The organism is Mesorhizobium sp. W016, from assembly GCF_054719485.1.
Window position 1 is genome coordinate 1,644,417 of record NZ_JBTTIF010000002.1, and the last position, 18,667, is coordinate 1,663,083.

General features: G+C 64.6%; 13 protein-coding genes. 4 read left to right on the forward strand and 9 right to left on the reverse strand.

Annotation, left to right across the window (positions count from 1 at the left end; all coding sequences use genetic code 11):
- Window positions 1-4: 4 nt before the first annotated feature.
- On the reverse strand, window positions 5-199 hold the full coding sequence (locus ACYG9V_RS08410; protein WP_352763895.1) for a hypothetical protein: 195 nt from the start codon (window positions 197-199) through the stop codon (window positions 5-7).
- Between ACYG9V_RS08410 and ACYG9V_RS08415 the strand changes: the two genes are divergently transcribed.
- A complete protein-coding gene (locus tag ACYG9V_RS08415; protein WP_352763889.1) occupies window positions 107-2,611 on the forward strand; it encodes a ligase-associated DNA damage response DEXH box helicase in 2,505 nt (834 codons plus the stop codon). The genes ACYG9V_RS08410 and ACYG9V_RS08415 overlap by 93 nt on opposite strands.
- Complete coding sequence (gene pdeM, locus ACYG9V_RS08420; RefSeq protein ID WP_023669598.1) at window positions 2,608-3,324, forward strand: ligase-associated DNA damage response endonuclease PdeM; 717 nt, start codon at window positions 2,608-2,610, stop codon at window positions 3,322-3,324. The genes ACYG9V_RS08415 and pdeM overlap by 4 nt, the downstream gene beginning before the upstream one ends.
- Window positions 3,325-3,328: 4 nt before the next feature.
- On the opposite strand, the gene ACYG9V_RS08425 is transcribed toward pdeM, so the two are convergent.
- Window positions 3,329-4,300, reverse strand: coding sequence for a quinone oxidoreductase family protein (locus ACYG9V_RS08425; RefSeq protein ID WP_352763821.1), 972 nt, complete (start codon window positions 4,298-4,300; stop codon window positions 3,329-3,331).
- 95 nt (window positions 4,301-4,395) lie between these two features.
- Here ACYG9V_RS08425 and ACYG9V_RS08430 point away from each other — a divergent pair, with 95 nt between their 5' ends.
- Window positions 4,396-5,274, forward strand: a complete 879-nt coding sequence (locus ACYG9V_RS08430) for a LysR substrate-binding domain-containing protein (RefSeq protein ID WP_023688709.1) — start codon at window positions 4,396-4,398, stop codon at window positions 5,272-5,274.
- A 12-nt stretch (window positions 5,275-5,286) separates the two neighbouring features.
- Here ACYG9V_RS08430 and ACYG9V_RS08435 read toward each other — a convergent pair whose 3' ends face one another.
- From ACYG9V_RS08435 to ACYG9V_RS08445, 3 genes are read right to left on the reverse strand one after another with little or no spacing between them, the layout of a single operon-like run.
- Window positions 5,287-6,225, reverse strand: a complete 939-nt coding sequence (locus ACYG9V_RS08435; protein WP_023688708.1) for a dimethyl sulfoxide reductase anchor subunit family protein — start codon at window positions 6,223-6,225, stop codon at window positions 5,287-5,289.
- Window positions 6,226-6,228: 3 nt separating this feature from the next.
- Complete coding sequence (locus ACYG9V_RS08440; protein WP_352759880.1) at window positions 6,229-6,957, reverse strand: 4Fe-4S dicluster domain-containing protein; 729 nt, start codon at window positions 6,955-6,957, stop codon at window positions 6,229-6,231.
- Window positions 6,954-9,884, reverse strand: a complete 2,931-nt coding sequence (locus tag ACYG9V_RS08445) for a molybdopterin oxidoreductase family protein (RefSeq protein WP_352763817.1) — start codon at window positions 9,882-9,884, stop codon at window positions 6,954-6,956. Before ACYG9V_RS08445 ends, ACYG9V_RS08440 begins: the two co-directional genes overlap by 4 nt.
- A 278-nt stretch (window positions 9,885-10,162) precedes the next feature.
- On the opposite strand from ACYG9V_RS08445, the gene ACYG9V_RS08450 reads away from it, so the two are divergent.
- Window positions 10,163-11,062 carry a LysR substrate-binding domain-containing protein gene (locus ACYG9V_RS08450; protein WP_460221934.1) on the forward strand — a complete coding sequence of 300 codons (900 nt, stop codon included), beginning with the start codon at window positions 10,163-10,165 and terminating at the stop codon, window positions 11,060-11,062.
- 4 nt (window positions 11,063-11,066) lie between these two features.
- Here the strand turns inward: ACYG9V_RS08450 and ACYG9V_RS08455 are convergent, their stop codons facing one another.
- From ACYG9V_RS08455 to ACYG9V_RS08470, 4 genes are all read right to left on the reverse strand, one after another.
- On the reverse strand, window positions 11,067-12,323 hold the full coding sequence (locus tag ACYG9V_RS08455) for an Hsp70 family protein (RefSeq protein ID WP_023692549.1): 1,257 nt from the start codon (window positions 12,321-12,323) through the stop codon (window positions 11,067-11,069).
- 175 nt (window positions 12,324-12,498) lie between these two features.
- Window positions 12,499-13,290: a TIGR02186 family protein gene (locus ACYG9V_RS08460; protein ID WP_352537306.1), complete on the reverse strand. Its 792-nt coding sequence runs from the start codon at window positions 13,288-13,290 to the stop codon at window positions 12,499-12,501.
- Window positions 13,290-14,213, reverse strand: coding sequence for a sulfite exporter TauE/SafE family protein (locus ACYG9V_RS08465; protein WP_352510948.1), 924 nt, complete (start codon window positions 14,211-14,213; stop codon window positions 13,290-13,292). Before ACYG9V_RS08465 ends, ACYG9V_RS08460 begins: the two co-directional genes overlap by 1 nt.
- Window positions 14,214-14,406: 193 nt before the next feature.
- A complete protein-coding gene (locus ACYG9V_RS08470) occupies window positions 14,407-18,411 on the reverse strand; it encodes a peptidoglycan-binding protein (protein WP_352763813.1) in 4,005 nt (1,334 codons plus the stop codon).
- Window positions 18,412-18,667 lie beyond the last annotated feature (256 nt).

Genomic DNA, 18,667 nt, shown 5'->3' on the forward strand with positions numbered 1-18,667 from the left:
CCGATCACTTTTTGTTCCGATTTTCCTTGGCGATCGCGCGCCGTCGCGCTACCTCTTTCGCGTGACCGAGCAGCCGCGCCTTGCCAAACAAAATGCCGCCGTCCTTCTGCCCGAGCCATTCATCAGATGGTTTGGCGAAAAAGGCTGGTCGCCGCGCGCTCACCAGATCGAGCTGCTGGCGAAGGCTCAAGCCGGGCAATCGGTGCTCTTGATCGCACCGACCGGCGCCGGCAAGACACTGGCCGGCTTCTTGCCATCGTTGACCGAACTGGCCAACCGCCCCAGACGCAAAGCCGGTATGGCACGGCGCGGCATCCATACGCTCTACATCTCGCCGCTGAAGGCGCTGGCCGTCGACATCGAGCGCAACCTCGGCAAGCCGGTGGAGGAGATCGGCCTGCCCGTCACCATCGAGACGCGCACCGGCGACACGCCTTCCCACAAGCGGCAGCGCCAGAAGCTGGCGCCGCCCGATATCCTGCTCACCACGCCCGAGCAATTGGCGCTGCTGATTGCGGCCGGCGATGCCGGGCGCTTCTTCGAGGATCTGCGCTATGTCGTGCTCGACGAGTTGCATTCGCTGGTGACATCGAAACGCGGCCATCTGCTGGCGCTCGGGCTGGCGCGGCTGCGCAGCATCGTGCCCGGCCTGCAGACGATCGGTCTGTCGGCAACGGTGGCCGAGCCCGACGAGTTGCGGCGCTGGCTGGTGAGCCAGAATCCGCCCAAAGGCCTGGCAAGTCCCGATATGTCTGAGCTCATCGTCGTAACCGGCGGCGCGAAGCCCGAAATCTCGATCCTCGATTCGGAAGAGCGCGTGCCATGGGCCGGCCATTCGGCGCGCTATGCGACGCCGGAAATCTACCGCGAGATCAAGCGCCACAAGACCACCCTGCTGTTCGTCAACACCCGCAGCCAGGCCGAGCTGCTGTTTCAGGAATTGTGGCGGGTCAACGAGGATACCTTGCCGATCGCGCTGCATCACGGCTCGCTCGATGTCACCCAGCGCCGCCGCGTCGAGAAGGCGATGGGAGACAATGCCTTACGTGCCATCGTTGCCACCTCGACGCTCGATCTCGGCATCGATTGGGGCGACGTCGATCTGGTCGTGCATGTCGGGGCGCCCAAGGGCGCCAGCCGGCTGGCGCAGCGCATCGGCCGTGCCAACCACCGCATGGACGAGCCGTCGAAGGCGATCCTCATCCCGGCCAATCGTTTCGAGGTGCTGGAGTGCCGGGCAGCGCTGGACGCCAACTATCTGGGCGCCCAGGATACGCCGCCGCTGGTCAATGGCGGGCTCGATGTGCTGGCCCAGCATGTGCTGGGCTGCGCCTGCGGAGCGCCGTTTCGCGCCGACGATCTCTACGAGGAAGTGCTGACAGCAGCGCCCTATGCCAGCCTCGACCGGCCGACATTCGACCGCGTCATCGATTTCGTCGCCACCGGCGGCTACGCACTGAAGAACTACGAGCGCTACGCCCGCATCCGCCTCAACAAGGACGGCATGTGGCGGGTCTCCAATCCTCGCGTCGCGCAGCAATATCGGCTGAACGTCGGCACCATCATCGAGGTGCCGGCGCTCAATGTGCGTTACGTCAAGGCCGGCAGCAAAGGCTCGGCTTCGCACGGCGGCCGGGCTCTGGGCAAGATCGAGGAGGCCTTCCTCGAAACGCTGACGCATGGGGACACCTTCATGTTTGCCGGCAAAGTGCTGCGCTTCGAAGGCATCCGCAAGAACGAATGCTTCGTCTCGAATGCGCCGGGAAGCGACGCCAAGGTTCCTTATTATGGCGGCGGCAAATTTCCGCTTTCGACTTACCTCGCCGAGCAGGTGCGCGCCATGCTGGACGACCCGCAGCGCTGGAAGAAGCTGCCCGAGCAGGTATCGGACTGGCTGCGGTTCCAGGCTGACAAATCGGTATTGCCCAAACGCGACGACCTCTTGATCGAGACCTTTCCGCGCGGCAACCGTCACTATCTCGTCGCTTATCCTTTCGAGGGCAGGCTGGCGCACCAGACGCTCGGCATGCTGCTCACCCGCCGGCTGGACAGGGCCGGCGCCAGGCCGCTTGGCTTCGTCGCCACCGACTACGCATTGGCCATCTGGTCGCTGGGCGATATGGGCGCGATGTTCAAATCGCGGAAACCTTCGCTTGGCGCTCTGTTCGACCAGGACATGCTGGGCGACGACCTCGAGGCTTGGCTGGCCGACAGCTGGCTGCTCAAGCGCACCTTCCGCAACTGCGCGCTGATTTCAGGCCTGATCGAGAAACGTCACCCCGGCCAGGAGAAAAGCGGCCGCCAGGTCACCGTCTCGACCGATCTGATCTATGACGTGCTGCGCAGCCATGAGCCCGACCACATCCTGCTGCAGGCGACGCGCGCCGACGCGGCGACCGGTCTGCTCGATGTCAGCAGACTTGCCGACATGCTCTCGCGTATCCAGGGTCGAATCGTGCATAAGGCACTCGAACAGATATCGCCGCTGGCCGTGCCGATCATGCTCGAAATCGGCAAGATGCCGGTGAACGGCGAGGCCGACGAAACGCTGCTGATGGATGCCGCGACTTTGGTCGAGGAAGCCATGGGTCCTGGGATGGTTGAGGAATGAATTTTTCGCTGGCGCGGGCATCGCTGATCGCCGAGGCCGACTTTGTCGGCATCGCGGGCGAGCGCGCGGTCTGTGATTCGCGCGGCGTGCTCTATTTCCCCGATCTGAGGCTGCTCGCGGTCTCCGACCTGCATCTGGAAAAGGGCTCGTCCTTCGCCAGGCGCGGCGCACTGATCCCGCCCTACGATACCGGCGCCACTCTGCTCCGGCTGCAGGCGGTAATCGCGGACTACCAGCCGGCCATCGTCATCAGCCTGGGCGACTCCTTCCACGACGGCGGCGGCGCCGAGCGCATGCATCAAACCTTCCGCGATCGGCTGGAAGCATTGATGGCCGGCCGCGACTGGTTCTGGGTCGCCGGCAACCATGACCCGGAAGCGCCGGCGGATTTGCCCGGCGAGACGGTGCGCGAACTCGCCATCGGCTCGCTGCTGTTCCGCCACGAGCCGTCGAAGATAAGAACCGAGGGCGAAGTTGCCGGCCATCTTCACCCTTGCGCCCGCATCGTCCAGCAGGGCCGCTCGGTGCGGCGGCGCTGCTTTGCCGGCGATGGCGGCCGCATGATCATGCCGGCCTTCGGCGCTTATACCGGCTCGCTCAACGTGCTCGACCGCGCCTATGCCGGCCTGTTCCGCCGCGAGACGTTGATAGCTTATATGATGGGCGCCGCGCGCATCTTCGCCATTTCCGGTTCGATGCTGCGGCCGGGCTGAGTTTCTACGGTATAAGCACGGTTGCGCCTGTCGTCTGCCGTGCTTCGAGCCGGCGGTGCGCCTCCGCCACTTCGGCAAGCGGCATGCTTGTGTGCACCGGGATTTTCACTGCGCCGCTGAGGACGACGCTGAACAGATCCTCGCTCATGGCGACGACGTCCTCACGCCTGGCGAGATGATGGAACAGCAACTGCCAGGTGGCGAACAGCGAACCCTTCTGCATCAAAAGCATGATGTCGAAGGGCGGGATCGACCCCGACGCTGTGCCGTAGCTGACGAAGGTGCCGAACGGCTGCAGGCAGTCGAGCGAGGCGGGGAAGGTCGCGTTGCCGACGCCGTCATAGACGGCGTGGCAGCCTTCGCCGTTGGTGACCTCTTTCACCCGTGCGGCGAAATTCTCTTTGCTGTAGTCGATGACATGGTCGCAGCCATTGGCGCGCGCAAGTTCGGCCTTTTCGGGTGAACCGACCGTGCCGATGACGGTCGCGCCGAGATGTTTGGCCCATTGCGTCAGGATGAGGCCGACGCCGCCCGCCGCGGCATGCACCAGGATGGTATGGCCCGCCTCGACGCGAAACGTGCGGCGCAGCAGATATTGCGCCGTCAGCCCTTTCAGCATCATCGCCGCACCTGTCTCGAAATCGATGGCGTCGGGCAGATGCACGACGAAATGCGCGGGCACGATGCGTTCTTCGGCATAGGCGCCGAGCGTCTCGACATAGGCGACTCGGTCGCCAGGCGCGAAGCCGCTGACGCCTTCACCGACGGCGACGATTTCGCCGGCGCCTTCATTGCCGGGAATGAATGGCAGAGCGGGCGGCGCGTATTCGCCGGTGCGAAAATAGATGTCGACGAAGTTGAGGCCGACCGCCCGGTTGCGCACGCGCACGTCGCCCGGTCCGGGCTGGCCGATGTCGACATCTTCGTAGGCGAGCATATCTGGCCCGCCATGGCGGTGAACACGGATCGCTTTCATGGTTTTCTTCCCTGCGCTGTTTCTCTTGAGTGTGAGATAGCGCGTGGCGAGATATCATTGTAGACTGATACCTATGACATCAGAGTTCAAATAAAATGATATCTGAGCAGATCGGCCTCGACCTTCTCCGCACCTATGTCGCGGTCTGCCGGCAAGGTAGCCTGAGCAGGGTCGCCGCGCAGACCGGCAAGACCCAATCGGCGATGAGCATGCAGATGCGCCGGCTGGAGGGCCTGCTCCAACGGCACTTGTTCCAGCGCACCGGCCGCGGTGTCGTACCGACTGCGGCGGGAGAGCTCTTTCTGGGATACGCGACCCGCATCCTCGCTCTCGGCGACGAAGCGGTGGCGCGTCTGCAGCAGGCTAGCATTGGCGGCGGCGTGCGTATTGGTCTTGCCGAAGAGGTCACCACGGCCGCGCTTTCGGCCGCGCTTGGGCGGCTGCATCGCACCTATCCCGACATCAGCCTCGACGCGATGGTCGAGCACAGCGTCGCGCTGGGACGGCTGTGGAGCGAGGATGCGCTGGATGTCATGATTGCCCCGACATCCGTCGTCGCGGCCGATGCCGTGACGACATGGAACGTCGAACTGCAGTGGGTCTGCGCCCAGGACTATGTGCTGGACCATGACCGGCCACTCGATCTCGCCGCCTTCGGCGCAACCTGCCCTTGGCGCAGGCGGATGATCGAGGCGCTGGTCGCCGCCGGCCGGGAGCACCGGATCGTCCTGTCGTGCCAGAGCGTCACCGGCCTTCAGGCCGCGATCGAGAACGGACTGGGCGTTGGACTGCTTCCGCCCGAATCCGTGCGCACTGCTTCGATGCGGGTGCTGAAGACGTCAGCCGGCCTGCCCGAGCCGCTCACGGTCCAATACGGCCTTTACGCGCACGACCGCAGGACAGCTGTAATCGATGCCGCGATCGAAATCCTGCTTAAGGATTTGCCGGCGGCGCCACGAGCACGGGCCGCCTGACGGCGGGACGCTCTACCGGCCGTAATAGAGGGTGACGGTGTGCTTGGCCTCGGCGAAGAACAGCCAGCGCTCGACCAGCATGCCGGCGAACTGGACGGTTGCCGCAAGCACCGACAGCACCGCTGCGAATGGCCAGGGCAAAGCGAATAAGACAGAAAGCAGCAGCAGGGCAGGCAAGGCGAAAGCCAGCAACTGCGTGATCAGCCGCAGCTTTGCACCGTGCTTGCGGGCGATGCGAAAGCCCATTTCCTTGAGCAGGTAGTTCTCCTCGGTGTGCGGCCATTCCAGCGAGCGCACCGTCCCTCCGGCGAGGCCTGTCGCCGTGTTGGCGGTGGTCGCGATCTCCAGCGCGTCATTGTATCGCCACGTCGCCAGCTTCCAGCCCCAGCCGAGCAAGGTCAGCAGCAGGGCGGCTACCGCAACGGCGGTCGGGCTGATGGCGAAAGCCTGCAGCAGCGCGTTCAACAGCACGCTGCCGGTCATCGCCGAAAAGATGAGATAGCCCGGCAGCGTATACGGGCTATGCCACTGCGCGATCGGCTTCAGCGAGGCATAGATCATGCCGGTGGTGCAGACGGTGACGATTGCGCCGATAGTTGCGAGAAACCCGGCGATGGCCATCCAGCCTCCGGTGCGGCCAAAAAACACCCAGCCGATGCCGAACAGCCCGGCGGGAATGAAGGTCGCGACCGAGGCCACGCCTTCGCGCGACAGCCAGGAACTGCGCCATTGCGAGAAGGCGCGCCATGCACGTTCGGGGCGGCCGAGATGGCCGGTCGAGGACAATAGGCCGGCGGCGATCAGGCCGAGCGACAGCCCCATGCCGATAAGGCCGAGCCAGAAATGGGCCGGGATAAAACCCAGTCCGCCAAGCACGCCAAGCAGCGCCAGCAGGCCGTAGCCCGCTCCTGTGGCAGTTGTGAAGAAGACGACGGAAAAGGCTGGATGCATTGGTCAGTTCGAAAGCATGCGGTCGATCCAGCCGAGAAAACCGCCTTCGGCCGTGATTGGCTCGAGCCTTGGCGCCGGCACCCATGCGGCGCGCTGGGCGCGCGGCGGCAGATATTTGTTGGTCGGTTTGTAGCCCATCTCCGGCATCAGGTCGACGCCGCCACGCTCCGCCACCAGTTGCGAGACAGCCGACGAGGGATCGCCGAGATCGCCGAAATGCCGGGCGCTGGTCGGGCAGGCGGCAACGCAGGCCGGCACGCGGTCTTCCTCGGCCAGATTGTCGTTGTAGATGCGATCGACGCACAGCGTGCATTTCTTCATCACGCCGACGTCGGTATCGAATTCGCGCGCGCCATAGGGGCAGGCCCAACTGCACAGTTTGCAGCCGATGCATTTGCTTTCGTCGATCAGCACGATGCCGTCCGACGCCCGCTTGTAGGACGCGCCGGTCGGGCAGACAGTGACGCAGGCAGGCGTCTCGCAATGCAGGCAGGAGCGCGGAAAGTTGACCGTGCGCCCGCCCGCCTCGGTCGTGTGCTCATAGCTGTGCACGCGGTTGAACCAGACGCCATCGACACGGCCGCCATAGGGGTCGATGTCGGTCAGTGGCGCCATGTGGCCGCCGGTGTTCCACTCCTTGCAGGCGGTGACGCAGGCCTGGCAGCCGACGCAGGTGTCGAGGTCGATGACCAGGCCAAGCTTCTTGTCTGTATGGGCGGGAAGGCAGGTCATTCCACGGCTTCCCTATTGACGCGGAACTCGGCGCCGAAGCGAAGGATGTCGGGCGAAGGCTCGACATTTGGCGGCTGGCTGAAACGCTCGAATTGCGGTTCGGTGAAGCCGGCTTCCTCATCAGAGCATTTGACGATGCGTACCCTGAGGTCGAACCACGCCGCCTGGCCGGTCACCGGATCGGAATTCGAATAGCGTTTGCCTTTCGCGTCAGCCGATGTCTGGTCGCCGATGATGTGGTTGAGCAGGAAGCCGCGATTGCTCTCGGCGGCGTTGTCCTTCAGCCCCCAGGCGCCGCGCCTTTTGCCGATGGCGTTCCATGTCCAGACCGTATCCGCATTGACCCCGTCGACCAGCTTGATCTGTCCCTTCACCCGGCCGTTGATGCTTTCGATCCACACCCAGTCGTCGTCGGCCAGGTCGAGAACTGCCGCGGTCTGGTGGTGCACGAACAGGCGGTTCTGGCTGGTGATTTGCCGCAGCCACGCATTCTGCGAGCCCCAGGAATGATACATGTGCATAGGCCGCTGCGTCAGCGCATGCAGCGGGTATTTCTGCGGATCGACCGCGGCCTCTTCGAACGGCGTAAACCAGAACGGCAGCGGATCCATATAGGTCTCGATGCGCTGGCGTTCGCTCTCGGTCGGCTGGACGCGACCATGACCGCGCGCGGCGAGGCGAAAGCGCTGCATCGGTTCGCAATAGAGCTGGAACACGATCGGCTCGGCCTTGGGGATGAACCCCATCTGCTCTGCGAAGTCGAGATAGGAGCGGTTGGCCATCTTGTAATAGCGCTGGTCCTCAGCAAAATCCTGGTGCCAGAAGCCGCCATTGCCGATGTAGCGCTGCAACTGGTCGGGATTGACTTCGCCCTTGCCGACGGAAGTGCCGTCCTTGCCGCGCCAGCCGGCCAGCGGGCCGATGCCCGGCGTGCGTTCGTGATTGACGATGTAGTCGGCATAGTCGGCATATCTGGCCGAGCCATCGTCCTCGACGAAGCCGGGCAGGCCAAGCCGAGCGCCAAGTTCGATCAGCACCGATTGGAACGGCCTGACATCTCGGTCCGATTCGACCACCGGATGGCGGATCGCGTCGCCCGGCCCGTCGGCATGGCTGATCGGCCGGTCGAGCAGGCTGATGCAGTCGTGACGTTCGAGATAGGTGGTGTCGGGCAGCACCAGGTCGGCGAACGGCACCGTCTCGGAATAATAGGCGTCGGAATAGATGATGAAGGGGATCTTGTAGTTACCCGCTTCGTCATGGTCGGTGAGCATGGCAATGGTCTCGACGGTGTTCATCGAGGAATTCCACGCCATGTTCGACATGTACATCATCAGCGTGTCGATTGGGTACGGGTCACCGGCCCACGCATTGCGGATGACCGTATGCATCAGCCCATGCGCGGCGAGCGGCGCATCCCAGGAATAAGCCTTGTCGATGCGCAAAGGCGTGCCGGCCTCGTCGACCAGGAGATCGTCCGGCCCGCAGACGAAGCCGAGCGGCATGCCGTCGAGCGGCGTCATCGGCCTGACCACCTTGCCGGCCGGCTTCGGTCCCGGGGGCGCCGAGCGCGGGTAGGGGGGCTTGAAACGGAAGCCGCCGGGCACGTCCACCGTGCCGAGCAGCACCTGCAGCAGGTGGATGGCACGGCAGGAGTGAAAGCCGTTGGAGTGGGCCGAGATGCCGCGCATGGCATGCATCGACACCGGCCGTCCCTTGATCGTCTCGTGCCGCCGTCCGGCCCAGTCGGTCCACGCAACCGGCAGTTCGATCGTCTGTTCGAAGGCGACGTGGGCGAGTTCGGCAGCGATCCGGCGGATGGTGTCGGCCGGAATGCCGCATCGTGCCGCGACCGCATCGGGTGCGTAGCTGTCGTCCATGTAGCGGTCGGCGATAAGCCGAAACACCGGCAGGCAGCGGCGGCCGGCGAACGTGAAGCTGCCGGTCAACGCCGGCTTCGCATCCGCATCGGCTGCGTTGACGGTTGTCTTCGCCACTCTGTCCCACGCGAGAAGATTGTTGTCGCTGTCGCGCAGGAACAGCCCGTCGTCCGCCGCACCCGGCTCCTGGATGACCAGCACATGGGCGTTGGTGTAGCGGAGCAGATAATCGAGATCGACGCGGCCCGCCTTGAGCAGTTCGTGGATGAGGGCGAAGACGAAGAGGCCGTCGGTGCCGGGCCGGATCCCGATCCAGTCGTCGGCAATCGCGTTGTAGCCCGTGCGGCACGGGTTGATCGACACCACCTTGGCGCCGCGCGCCTTGAGTTTACCCAAGCCGATCTTGATCGGGTTGGAATCATGGTCCTCGGCGACGCCGAACAGCATGAAGTATTTCGTATTGTCCCAGTCCGGCTCGCCGAACTCCCAGAACGAGCCGCCGATCGTGTAGAGCCCGCCGGCCGCCATGTTGACCGAGCAGAAGCCGCCATGGGCGGCGAAGTTCGGCGTGCCGAACTGGCTCGCCCACCAGCCGGTCAGCGACTGCGACTGGTCGCGCCCGGTGAAGAAGGCGAGCTTTTTCGGATCGGTTCGGCGGATATTCGATAGCCGCTCGGTCGCAATCGAAAACGCTTCCTCCCACTCGATCTCGCGGAATTCACCCGAGCCCCGCAGGCCGCTGCGCAACAGCGGCTTCTTCAGCCGCGCCGGGCTGTAATGCTGCATGATGCCGGAGCTGCCCTTGCCGCAGATTACGCCGCGGTTGACCGGATGGTCCTTGTTGCCGTTGATGTAGCGCACCTTGCCGTCCTTGATGTGGACGTCGATGCCGCAGCGGCAGGCGCACATATAGCAGGTGGTCTTGGCGATGCTGTCGGAAACGGTTGGCGAGGTGTCGACACCGTCGCCTTCATCAGGCGCGCGTGTATTGGGAAGCGGCCGTTGCGACGGTGCGGAATTGGCTCCGCGCGGCGCAGCTGGGTTCATGATGCCGGCGTGCTTTTGCTACCTGCGAATTTGGCCCGCGTCTTCGGTCCGGGGCCACGCATATAGTGTTCTTCAGGATGATATCGATCGCCGGCCAGCCGCCGCCTGAGGCCACGGGTCCAATGCGCAAACAGGGATCTGAACCGCCCGATCATTTTGTTGGCCGCGATTTGTTGGCGAATTCTTTCTAACTTCGACTGAAAAAGTAGAATAAAGCTATCGATCCGTCTAATCAGTTGTTCTTGTAAATTCGATCGGAATTGGTTCTTAATGCACACATGACGCTGGACCAGTTGCGCATTTTCGTTGCCGTTGCCGAACGCGGCCATATGACCAAGGCGGCGGAGCTTTTGGGCATCTCCCAGTCGGCGGCGTCGGCGGCTATCCGCGCTTTGGAAGAGCAGCATGGCGTTCATCTGTTCAACCGTGTCGGCCGCAACATCGAGCTGGCTCAGACCGGCCACCGTTTCCTGCCCGAGGCCAAGGCGGTGCTGGAACGCGCCGCCGCCGCCCGAAATGTGCTGGAGCATGTCTCGCAGACGGTCGCCGGCAGCCTGTCGATCGCCGCCAGCCTGACCATCGCCAGCTACTGGCTGCCGCGCAGGCTGGCCTCTTTCCACGAGGCCTACCCGGCGGTGCGCTTAAGCGTCAGCATCGGCAACACCAGGCAGGTCGAGGCCAATGTGCTCGACGGCACCGCCGATCTCGGTCTGGTCGAGGGGCGCACCGAGTTAGACATCCTCCGCCGCACCAAGGTCGACGTCGACAGGTTGATGCTGGTCGTCGCCGCCTCGCATCCCGAAATCGCCGAGATCGCGCCGGGCCGCCCGGATATCAGAGGGCTGCGCTGGATCATCCGTGAGGGTGGTTCGGGCACGCGCGAGGTGCTGGAGGATCTGGCCCGCCGCGAGGGGATATCGCTTGGCGACCTGCAGATATTTCTGGTGCTGCCGAGCAACGAGGCGGTTCGCCAGGCGGTCGAGGCCGGCGCCGGCGCCACCATCATCTCGGACCTCGTCGTCGGACGCGCCGTCGCCGAGGGCAGTCTCCGGTCGGTGCCGCTCGAACTGCCGAAGCGCGACTTCGCCATGATCACCCATCGTGACCGCCAGGCAAGCCTGGCCCAGATGGCGCTCAAGGCGCATCTCGGCGCTGAGGGCGTCAGCAATCCGGCGTAAGCGATCAGGCGAACTTCCGCTGCGCATCCAGCGCCAGGCCAAGGCCGACCGAACCAAACATGTCGCCCTCGATAACGGCGGCTTGCGGCACCAGCGACAGGATTTCACGCCGTGCCAGCGGGATCGCGGTCGAACCGCCGGTGAGGAATACGGCGGTGATCGCAGACGCCGTTATGCCAGCATCGGCAATCGTCTGCCGCACCGTAGCGGATACCCGCTCGATGTCGGCGGCGATGGTCTCTTCCAGGCCGGTCCGCGAGATCTCGGCGGCGAAATGCGCGCCGGGCAGCGCCACCGTTACATCGGCCGAAGCCTGATCCGTCAGCGCGATCTTGGCTCGTTCGACGAGGCCGGCCAGCGCATGGCCGTAACGGTGCTCGACAATATGGATGAAGCGGTCGACAAGGTCGGCGCGGACGGCCTCGAAGCGGATTTGCCTCAGATGCGTCATCGCCTTGGCAGTATAGACGAGGTTGATGCGCTGCCACGTCGCGAGATCAATGAAATAGCTCGCCGGCAGGTTGCGCTTGCCGTCTTTTGTGGGCGTCAGGTAGCCGAGCTTGGGCATGACATGGGCAATGCTGAGCAGCCGGTCGAAATCGGTGCCGCCGATATGGATGCCGCGGTTGGCCAGGATATCGTCCTTGCGGTCGCGTGAGCGGGCGCGTTGCGGCGAAACCCGCACGATCGAGAAGTCGGACGTGCCGCCGCCCATGTCGACGATCAACGCCAGTTCCTCGCGCTTCACGTCCTGCTCATAGTCGAGCGCTGCCGCAATCGGTTCGAACTGGAAGGCGATGTGCTTGAAGCCTTGCGCGCGCGCCGCTTTTTCAAGCTCGCTTTGCGCCTTGGCATCGGCTTCCACATCGTCGTCGACAAATTGCACCGGCCGGCCGAGCACAACGTTCTCCACCGGAGCGCCGGCATCTTCCTCAAGCCGTTTCTTCAAATGGCCGACGAACATGCCGACAATGTCGATGAAACCGATCTGCCGGGCCTTGATCCGCGTCTTCTCATGCGCCAGCGAACTGCCGAGCACGCTCTTCAGCGATCGCATGAGCCGGCCTTCGATGGAATCGGTGTAGTCGGCAATGGCGCGGCGGCCGAAATAGGTGTGGCCGTCCTCGAAGTTGAAGAACACGGCACTCGGCAATGTCGGCTGGTCCCCCTCCAGCGCCACCAGCTGTGCCTGGCCGTTGCGGATCACGCCCACCGTCGAATTGGACGTACCGAAATCGATGCCGCCAAATGCCTGATGCATTGCAGCCTCCTGTCATTGGGTCGTCGCTGTGGCAGGCGTCGCAAGACGCGCGCCGTCCAGAGGCCGGACCGTTCTGCCGAATGATTGTGCGTGTAACCCGAGGGTTGGGAGGCGGCGGTCTATCGCAAGACTGAGAAAAGGGGAACCCCTTTTCCCCGGAAATGGGTCCTGCGCGTCAATCCCTGCGGAAAATCAGCCTGCCCAGCCAGCCGGTGATCATGGCCAGCGACACGGAGAAGACGCCGTAGAGAAACGAGTAATCATGCGCGACGCGGAAGATCGACTGTTCGAAGCCCGATTTGCGGATTTCGAGCTGGGCCGAGCTTTCCTTGAGGAACAGGCCGCTCTTGAACAGGAACGCGCGGGCTTTATGCGTTCCAACCGGGACATTGGGCGCCAGCCGCACCGTGGCGCGAAACAGGTTCTGCGACAGGAACTGCACGCCGCCGACATTCTCGCTATAGAGGCCGGTCGCCGCCTTGCGCTCGCGCAGCGCCACGGTGAATTCCTCGATCGTCGCCGGACTGTCGGTTACGTCGGCCGGTTGCATGTAAAGGTTGGAGGCGCCGAGCGACAGCTGCTTGTAGCTGTTGGGTTCGGTGATGTCCTGCAGCGGCCGTGTCGTGGCGACGGAGTAGGAGACCGGCACGTTCTCGAAGGTCTCGGATTCCAGGTTGACCCAGACGCCGAGCACCCGGTCCTTGCGGCGCACCACAACCGGCCGCGGCGGCCCTTCGAGCACGACGATGACGTCATAGCGCCCCTGCCGCGCGACCAGCGGGTCGGGGTTTTCCAGCGAACCGAAAATGGTCAGGTCGGCGCCGGAAAAACCGGCGGTGATCGACACGGCGTCGGTGGAGAGACCGATCTGGATGCCTTCCGGCAAGGGGTTCGGCGATTGCGCTGCGGCCGGCAGAGCGACGGCGATAAGCAAAGCGGCGGCCGAAAAAATCCCCCACTGCGGCATCAGTTCAGGCCCGCGGCGGTCAGCGAATAGAGGTTTAGCGGCGTGACGAAGAGATCGATGGCAAGCCGGATGGCAACCGCCAGCACCAGCAGCGCCAGCAGTGCCCTGAGCTGTTCGCCGCGCAGCTTCTGTCCTGCCTTGGCGCCATATTGCGCGCCGGCAACGCCGCCCGCCATCAGCAGGAAGGCAAGCATGACGTCGACCGTCTGGTTGGTGGTGGCGTGGACAAGCGTGGTGTAGGCCGAGGTGAAAATGATCTGGAACAGCGAGGTGCCGATGACGACGTTGGTCGGCACTTTCAAGAGATAGATCAGCGCCGGCACCATGATGAAGCCGCCGCCGACACCCATGATCGACGACAGGAAGCCGATGCCGGCGCCGAGCCCCAGCACCGGAATGACGCTGACGAACAGCTTCGAGGCCCTGAAGCGCATCTTCAGCGGCAGCCGGTGGATCCAGTTGTGCTGGCCGGATTTCTTCAAGACCGGCGCCGCACCGCTGCGCGTGGCGCGCAGCGCATTGACGCTCTCGACCAGCATCAGCCCGCCGACGGTGCCGAGCAGCACGACGTAGAGCAGCGAAATGAACAAATCGAGTTGGCCGAGCCGGCGCAGGAAGGCAAAGACAAAGATACCACCGGTCGAGCCGACGATGCCGCCGGCCAGCAGCACCCCGCCGAGCTTGAAGTCGAGCGTGCCGCGCTTCATGTGCGACAGCGCGCCGGAGAAGGAGGAGGCGATAACCTGGTTGGCGCCAGTGGCAACGGCGATTGCCGGCGGGATGTTGTAGAAGATCAAGAGCGGCGTGATCAGAAAGCCGCCACCGACCCCGAACATGCCCGACAGGAAACCCACCGCCGCGCCCATTGCCAGCAGCACGAAGACGTTGACGGAAATTTCCGCGATCGGGAGATAGATGCCCACCCGTCAGTCTCGATCAGTTTGCCTGTCGGCGATTGCAGCCATTCCAGGGCATTGTCGCACCGAAAAGCCAATTCTTTCTTGCACCGCCGGGGCAGTGGGATCAAACCCCGCCGCCCTACCGAAACAAAAAACATCTCAAGCAGTTAACAGGCAAATGTATGGCAAGGGCGTCGCGTTAGCGACGCATCTGCCGTTATTTGTGCGCCAGCAGCGCCTTCACCAGCTTTTCGTCGATTTCGCCGGTCGCCTGCATCTTGTTGTCGGTCTGGAAAGCCATGATTGCGGTCTTGGTCTTGCCGCCCATCACGCCATCGGCGCCGCCGGCATCGTAGCCGTTCTTGTTGAGGATGAGCTGGATGTTCTTGACCGCCTTCTTCATGTCAACGCTGGCGGTGGTCTGCGGCGTGCCTTCCTGCCAGGATTCAGGAATGTCGGCCGAGTTGGACGCAGGGTCGAGCGGCTTCGGCTTCCACAGTTCCGTGGCGGCGCGCGCCCGCTCCAGCTGTTCGGGGCGCAGCGCAGTGGCGACTTCGTCGCGCTTTGCAGCCGCATCCTTGTCGCCGGTCTTGGCGACGAGCGCGAACCATTTGTAGGATTCCTCCAGGCTCTGCTTCATGCCGACGCCCTTTGCCGCCAGGATGCCGAGATTGAACTGGCTGTCCTTGACGCCGACATCGGCCGCCGCCTGAAACCAGTGCGCGGCCGATTCATTGTCGGTCACGCCGTCGGCGGCCATGGCAAACAGAACGGCCAGATTGTGCATGGCGCTGGCATTACCCTGCGCGGCGGCGAGCTGGTAGAAGGTCTTTGCCTTCTTGACGTCGCGCGTGACGCCGATGCCCTTCTCGTAGAAATTGCCGATGCGGTATTCCGCCGGTGCGAAGCCGAGCTCGGCCGACTTTTCGTACCATTTGGCCGCTGCCGCCATGTCTTCCTTGACGCCGCGCGATTCAGCATAGCGCGAACCGAGCTCGAACAGCGCCTTGGCGTCACCGCCGGCAGCCGCGTCGCGCAAGGCTTGCGGGCCTGCATCGGCCGGAACGTCTATCTTGGCCACGACAGGTGCTACCGCATCATCAGCCGGCGGAACGGCGCCGGTAGTATCCGAGGCCGTCGTATCCGAGGGCGCCATGACGGCGGCCGCAGGCTGCGCGTCGGCAGCCGCCGGTTCCGCAGTGGCGGTGGTCGGCAGCATTGCATTTGGCGTGGGGGCCGGATCGGCCAAAGCCATCGGCGCTGGCGCGGGCTCCACCGCCGGCACTTCGGGCCCAGCGACCGAGGCCGCATTCATTGGCGCATCGTTGCCAGCTGCCGGTTCCGTGGGCTCCGCCTGCCTGACGATCCGGGCCGGCACGTCCTGCACGGCCACCTGCTGTTCTGCCTTGGGTTGGCTGGCAGCGTTGACCGAGGCAGTCTCGACCGGCTGCGAGGCGACGATCGGCGCTGTATCGTTGCTTGCGACCTCGACCGGGTCGGCGAAGAAGGCCTTGCCCAACTGGAGGCCGGCAAGCGCCAGCATGATCGCGACCGCTCCCATCAGAATCGGCTTGCGCCGCGCCTTGAGCAGGTCGCCGATACGAAGCGCCTTGACCGGGCCCTTCATGGTGGACTGGCGTTTCAGCGCGTCGGCCTCGGCGGCCGCGGCCTGCGCCGCGCGCCTGGCCGCGGCAATGAAGTCGGATTTCGACGCATCGCCGGAGTTTTGGCGCACCGGCGGGCCGCGCTCGTCGCGCACGCGCTTCATGATGGCGTTGAGGTCGGGCGCGCCGGAGCCCGGCTCCAACGGTCGGTTGGCGAGCTTCGGATCGAGCGGCTCGTCGAGATCGACGCTCGGCATGTCGACATTAGGCCCCGAGCCGGCAAGCGGCGGCATGTCAGCCGACTTCTTGCCCCTGAAGGCGCGCGCAAATCCACCGAACAGCGACTTCTTGGCCGTGGCTTCGCCTTTCTCGGCAATCCTGTCGGAACCGAGCGCTGCCTGGGCAGCGGCCGCGGCAGCCTCGGCTGGCGAGCGCCGCACGGGTTCGCTGCCCATGACCGGGTCGCTACGCGTACCCAGGTCGCTACGCGTACCCGGGTCGGCGCGCATATCCGGCTCGCTGCGCATGATGGCGGCGGCGCGGCCGTCGAGATCGGCCATGTCTCCGGTCAGCGGCAGCGGCTGGTCGATATCCATCGATGGCGCGTCCTGCACCGAAATCTTGGAGGCGCGTGCAGCGCGGGCCCGCCGCGCCGGCTCGGCCTGGGCATCCAGAAGCTCGCTCACCGCCTCGGCCGGTTCGCTGGTCTCCAGCGAGCCCAGACGATCGACGATCTTGAGCAACGTGTCGTGGATAGCCTCGAATGTCCGTGAATTGCGCTCGTCCGAACGGCGCGTCAGCGCTTCCAGCGTCTTCAGATCCTGAGCAAGGCCGGTAACGGCCGCGGTGTTGGCGTTGGAATCTGCTAGCGAGCGCACGGCGCTCTCGGCCGCTTCCCGTGCCGCGCCCATGATGGATTCGCGGGTTCCGGCCAGCGACTTCTCGATTTCGTTGAGGCGCGGGCTGATGTCCTCGAATTCCGGCAGCGGCGTGCCGGGCTTCGACAGATGCGCCGATAGGCCGGAGACCTGCGCCTCGAGGCTGCGGATCAGTGCCGGATCGATGCCGGCGACCTGCGCGGCCGACGATTCCAGCCTGCTTGAAATGTCTTCGAGCCGGCTTTCCAGGCCACGGATCGCCGCCTCGTTGGCAGGATCGGGAATGCGCGTCTCCATGCGTTGGGCGAGCGCGGTGAAGCGTGCGTCGATGGCGTCCATGATGCCGGCGCTGTCAGCCTGCGGCTGGCGCTGGTCCAGCCGGTCGGCAACCTCGTCCAGCCGCCGCTCGAGATCGCGAAACAGCATGTTGCCCTGTTCGATGGCGTCGCCCTGCCGGCGTTCCATCATGCCCGACAGCACGTCGAAGCGCTGTTCCAGACCCTGGAAGATATAGTCGGCGTCGGGCATCGCCGGGGCGCGGTCGATCTTGTCGGCGATCATCGCGATCTGCTTGCCGAGGCGCTCCATCGCCTGTTCCGGCAGATTGGCGCGGCCGGCAAGCTCGTCGACCCTGTTCGACAGCGTGCTGAGACGGTCGAGAACCTCGCCGCTCGGACGAACCTGCACGACTTCCTCGATCTGCTGCGCCAGCGAGGCGATCCGCTTCTCGATGCGCTCGAACGGTTCGGGGTCGAAGGAATTGGCCTGTGCGGCGACGGTGGAGGCGACGATGGCGCGCGAAATCTCATCGAGCCGTTCGTCGATCAGGCCAAGCGTGTCGCCGCCGCGGTTGCTCTGCTGGCTGACGAAATGATCGACGGCGCCGGCAAGCGTGCGCACCTTTTCTTCCATCGAGCGCAGCGACAGCGATTCCGGCAGATTGTGGACCGCATTGCTGATCTGTTCGAGCCGGTCGGTCAGGGCCGAAAATCCGGGGCCGTCGGCGCGGTTGCGCTGGTCGGCGTCGACACGGTCCTCGAACGCGCTCCAGCGGCGGTCGAAATCGTCCCAGCGGCGGTCGACCTTCAGCACGCTTTCCTCGCGCGCCAATGTGTCGAGCGCCGTCTTTACCTGCTCGAGCTCGAGCCGCAGCATGTTGACGCTTCGGTCGTCGCTCTTCTCGGCCAGCGTCTGGATGGCGCCGGACAGCCGCTCGAATTCGACGCCGAGTTCGGCGCTGCCCTTGCCGGGCAAGCCGCCTGCCTGACCACCCGATTGGTTGCTCGCCTGGAAGGCCCGTTCGATGTCCTTGCGCAACGCGGCGAATTCGCGCTGCAGGCCGGCCGTCATCTGATGGCGCAGTTCCTCGCGCAGGCCACGCAATTCGCCGGCGATCTTGCCGACCACGGCGACGCTGTCTTCCTGGCCGCGCACGCGGTCGATGTCGCGCGCGATCGCCTGATAGTTCTGGTCGAAGGCGGCCGTCACAGGGCTTTTCGGCCGCGGCGCGGGCTGCGGGTCCTCGTACCAGCGCGGCGGCGGGGCGTAGGGCTGGGCACTTGCGTAGCGCGGCTCCGGAGCGGGCCGGCGCGGATCGAAGCGCTCGGCGGCGTCCTCGCGCTTGCGCTCCAGCCGCTGCTCCAGCGTTTCCAGCGAGCGGTTCAATTCGTCAAGCGTGGTGTTCGGCCTGCGCGGCCTGCCGGCGTTGAGTGTATCGAGATAGGACCGCTTGCTGTTCATCGATGCGTCCGTTTTTCAGAATGGCCGGCTTGCTGCCAGTTTCCCAAGTCCTTGTCGGGAACGAAGGCGGCCGCGCGGCACTGCTGCGGCGGAAGACGAGCTTCCCGGGCCAGGCCCGCTCTCCGAAAAACCGTGAAAAATTCGCTACAGGATAAACACGGGTGACCGACATCCGCACATTTCACCCATCGTGGTAAACAAGGTGTTAACCAAGCTTAAGAAGTTACGGCATTGCTGAAATACAGGCGGTGCCCGT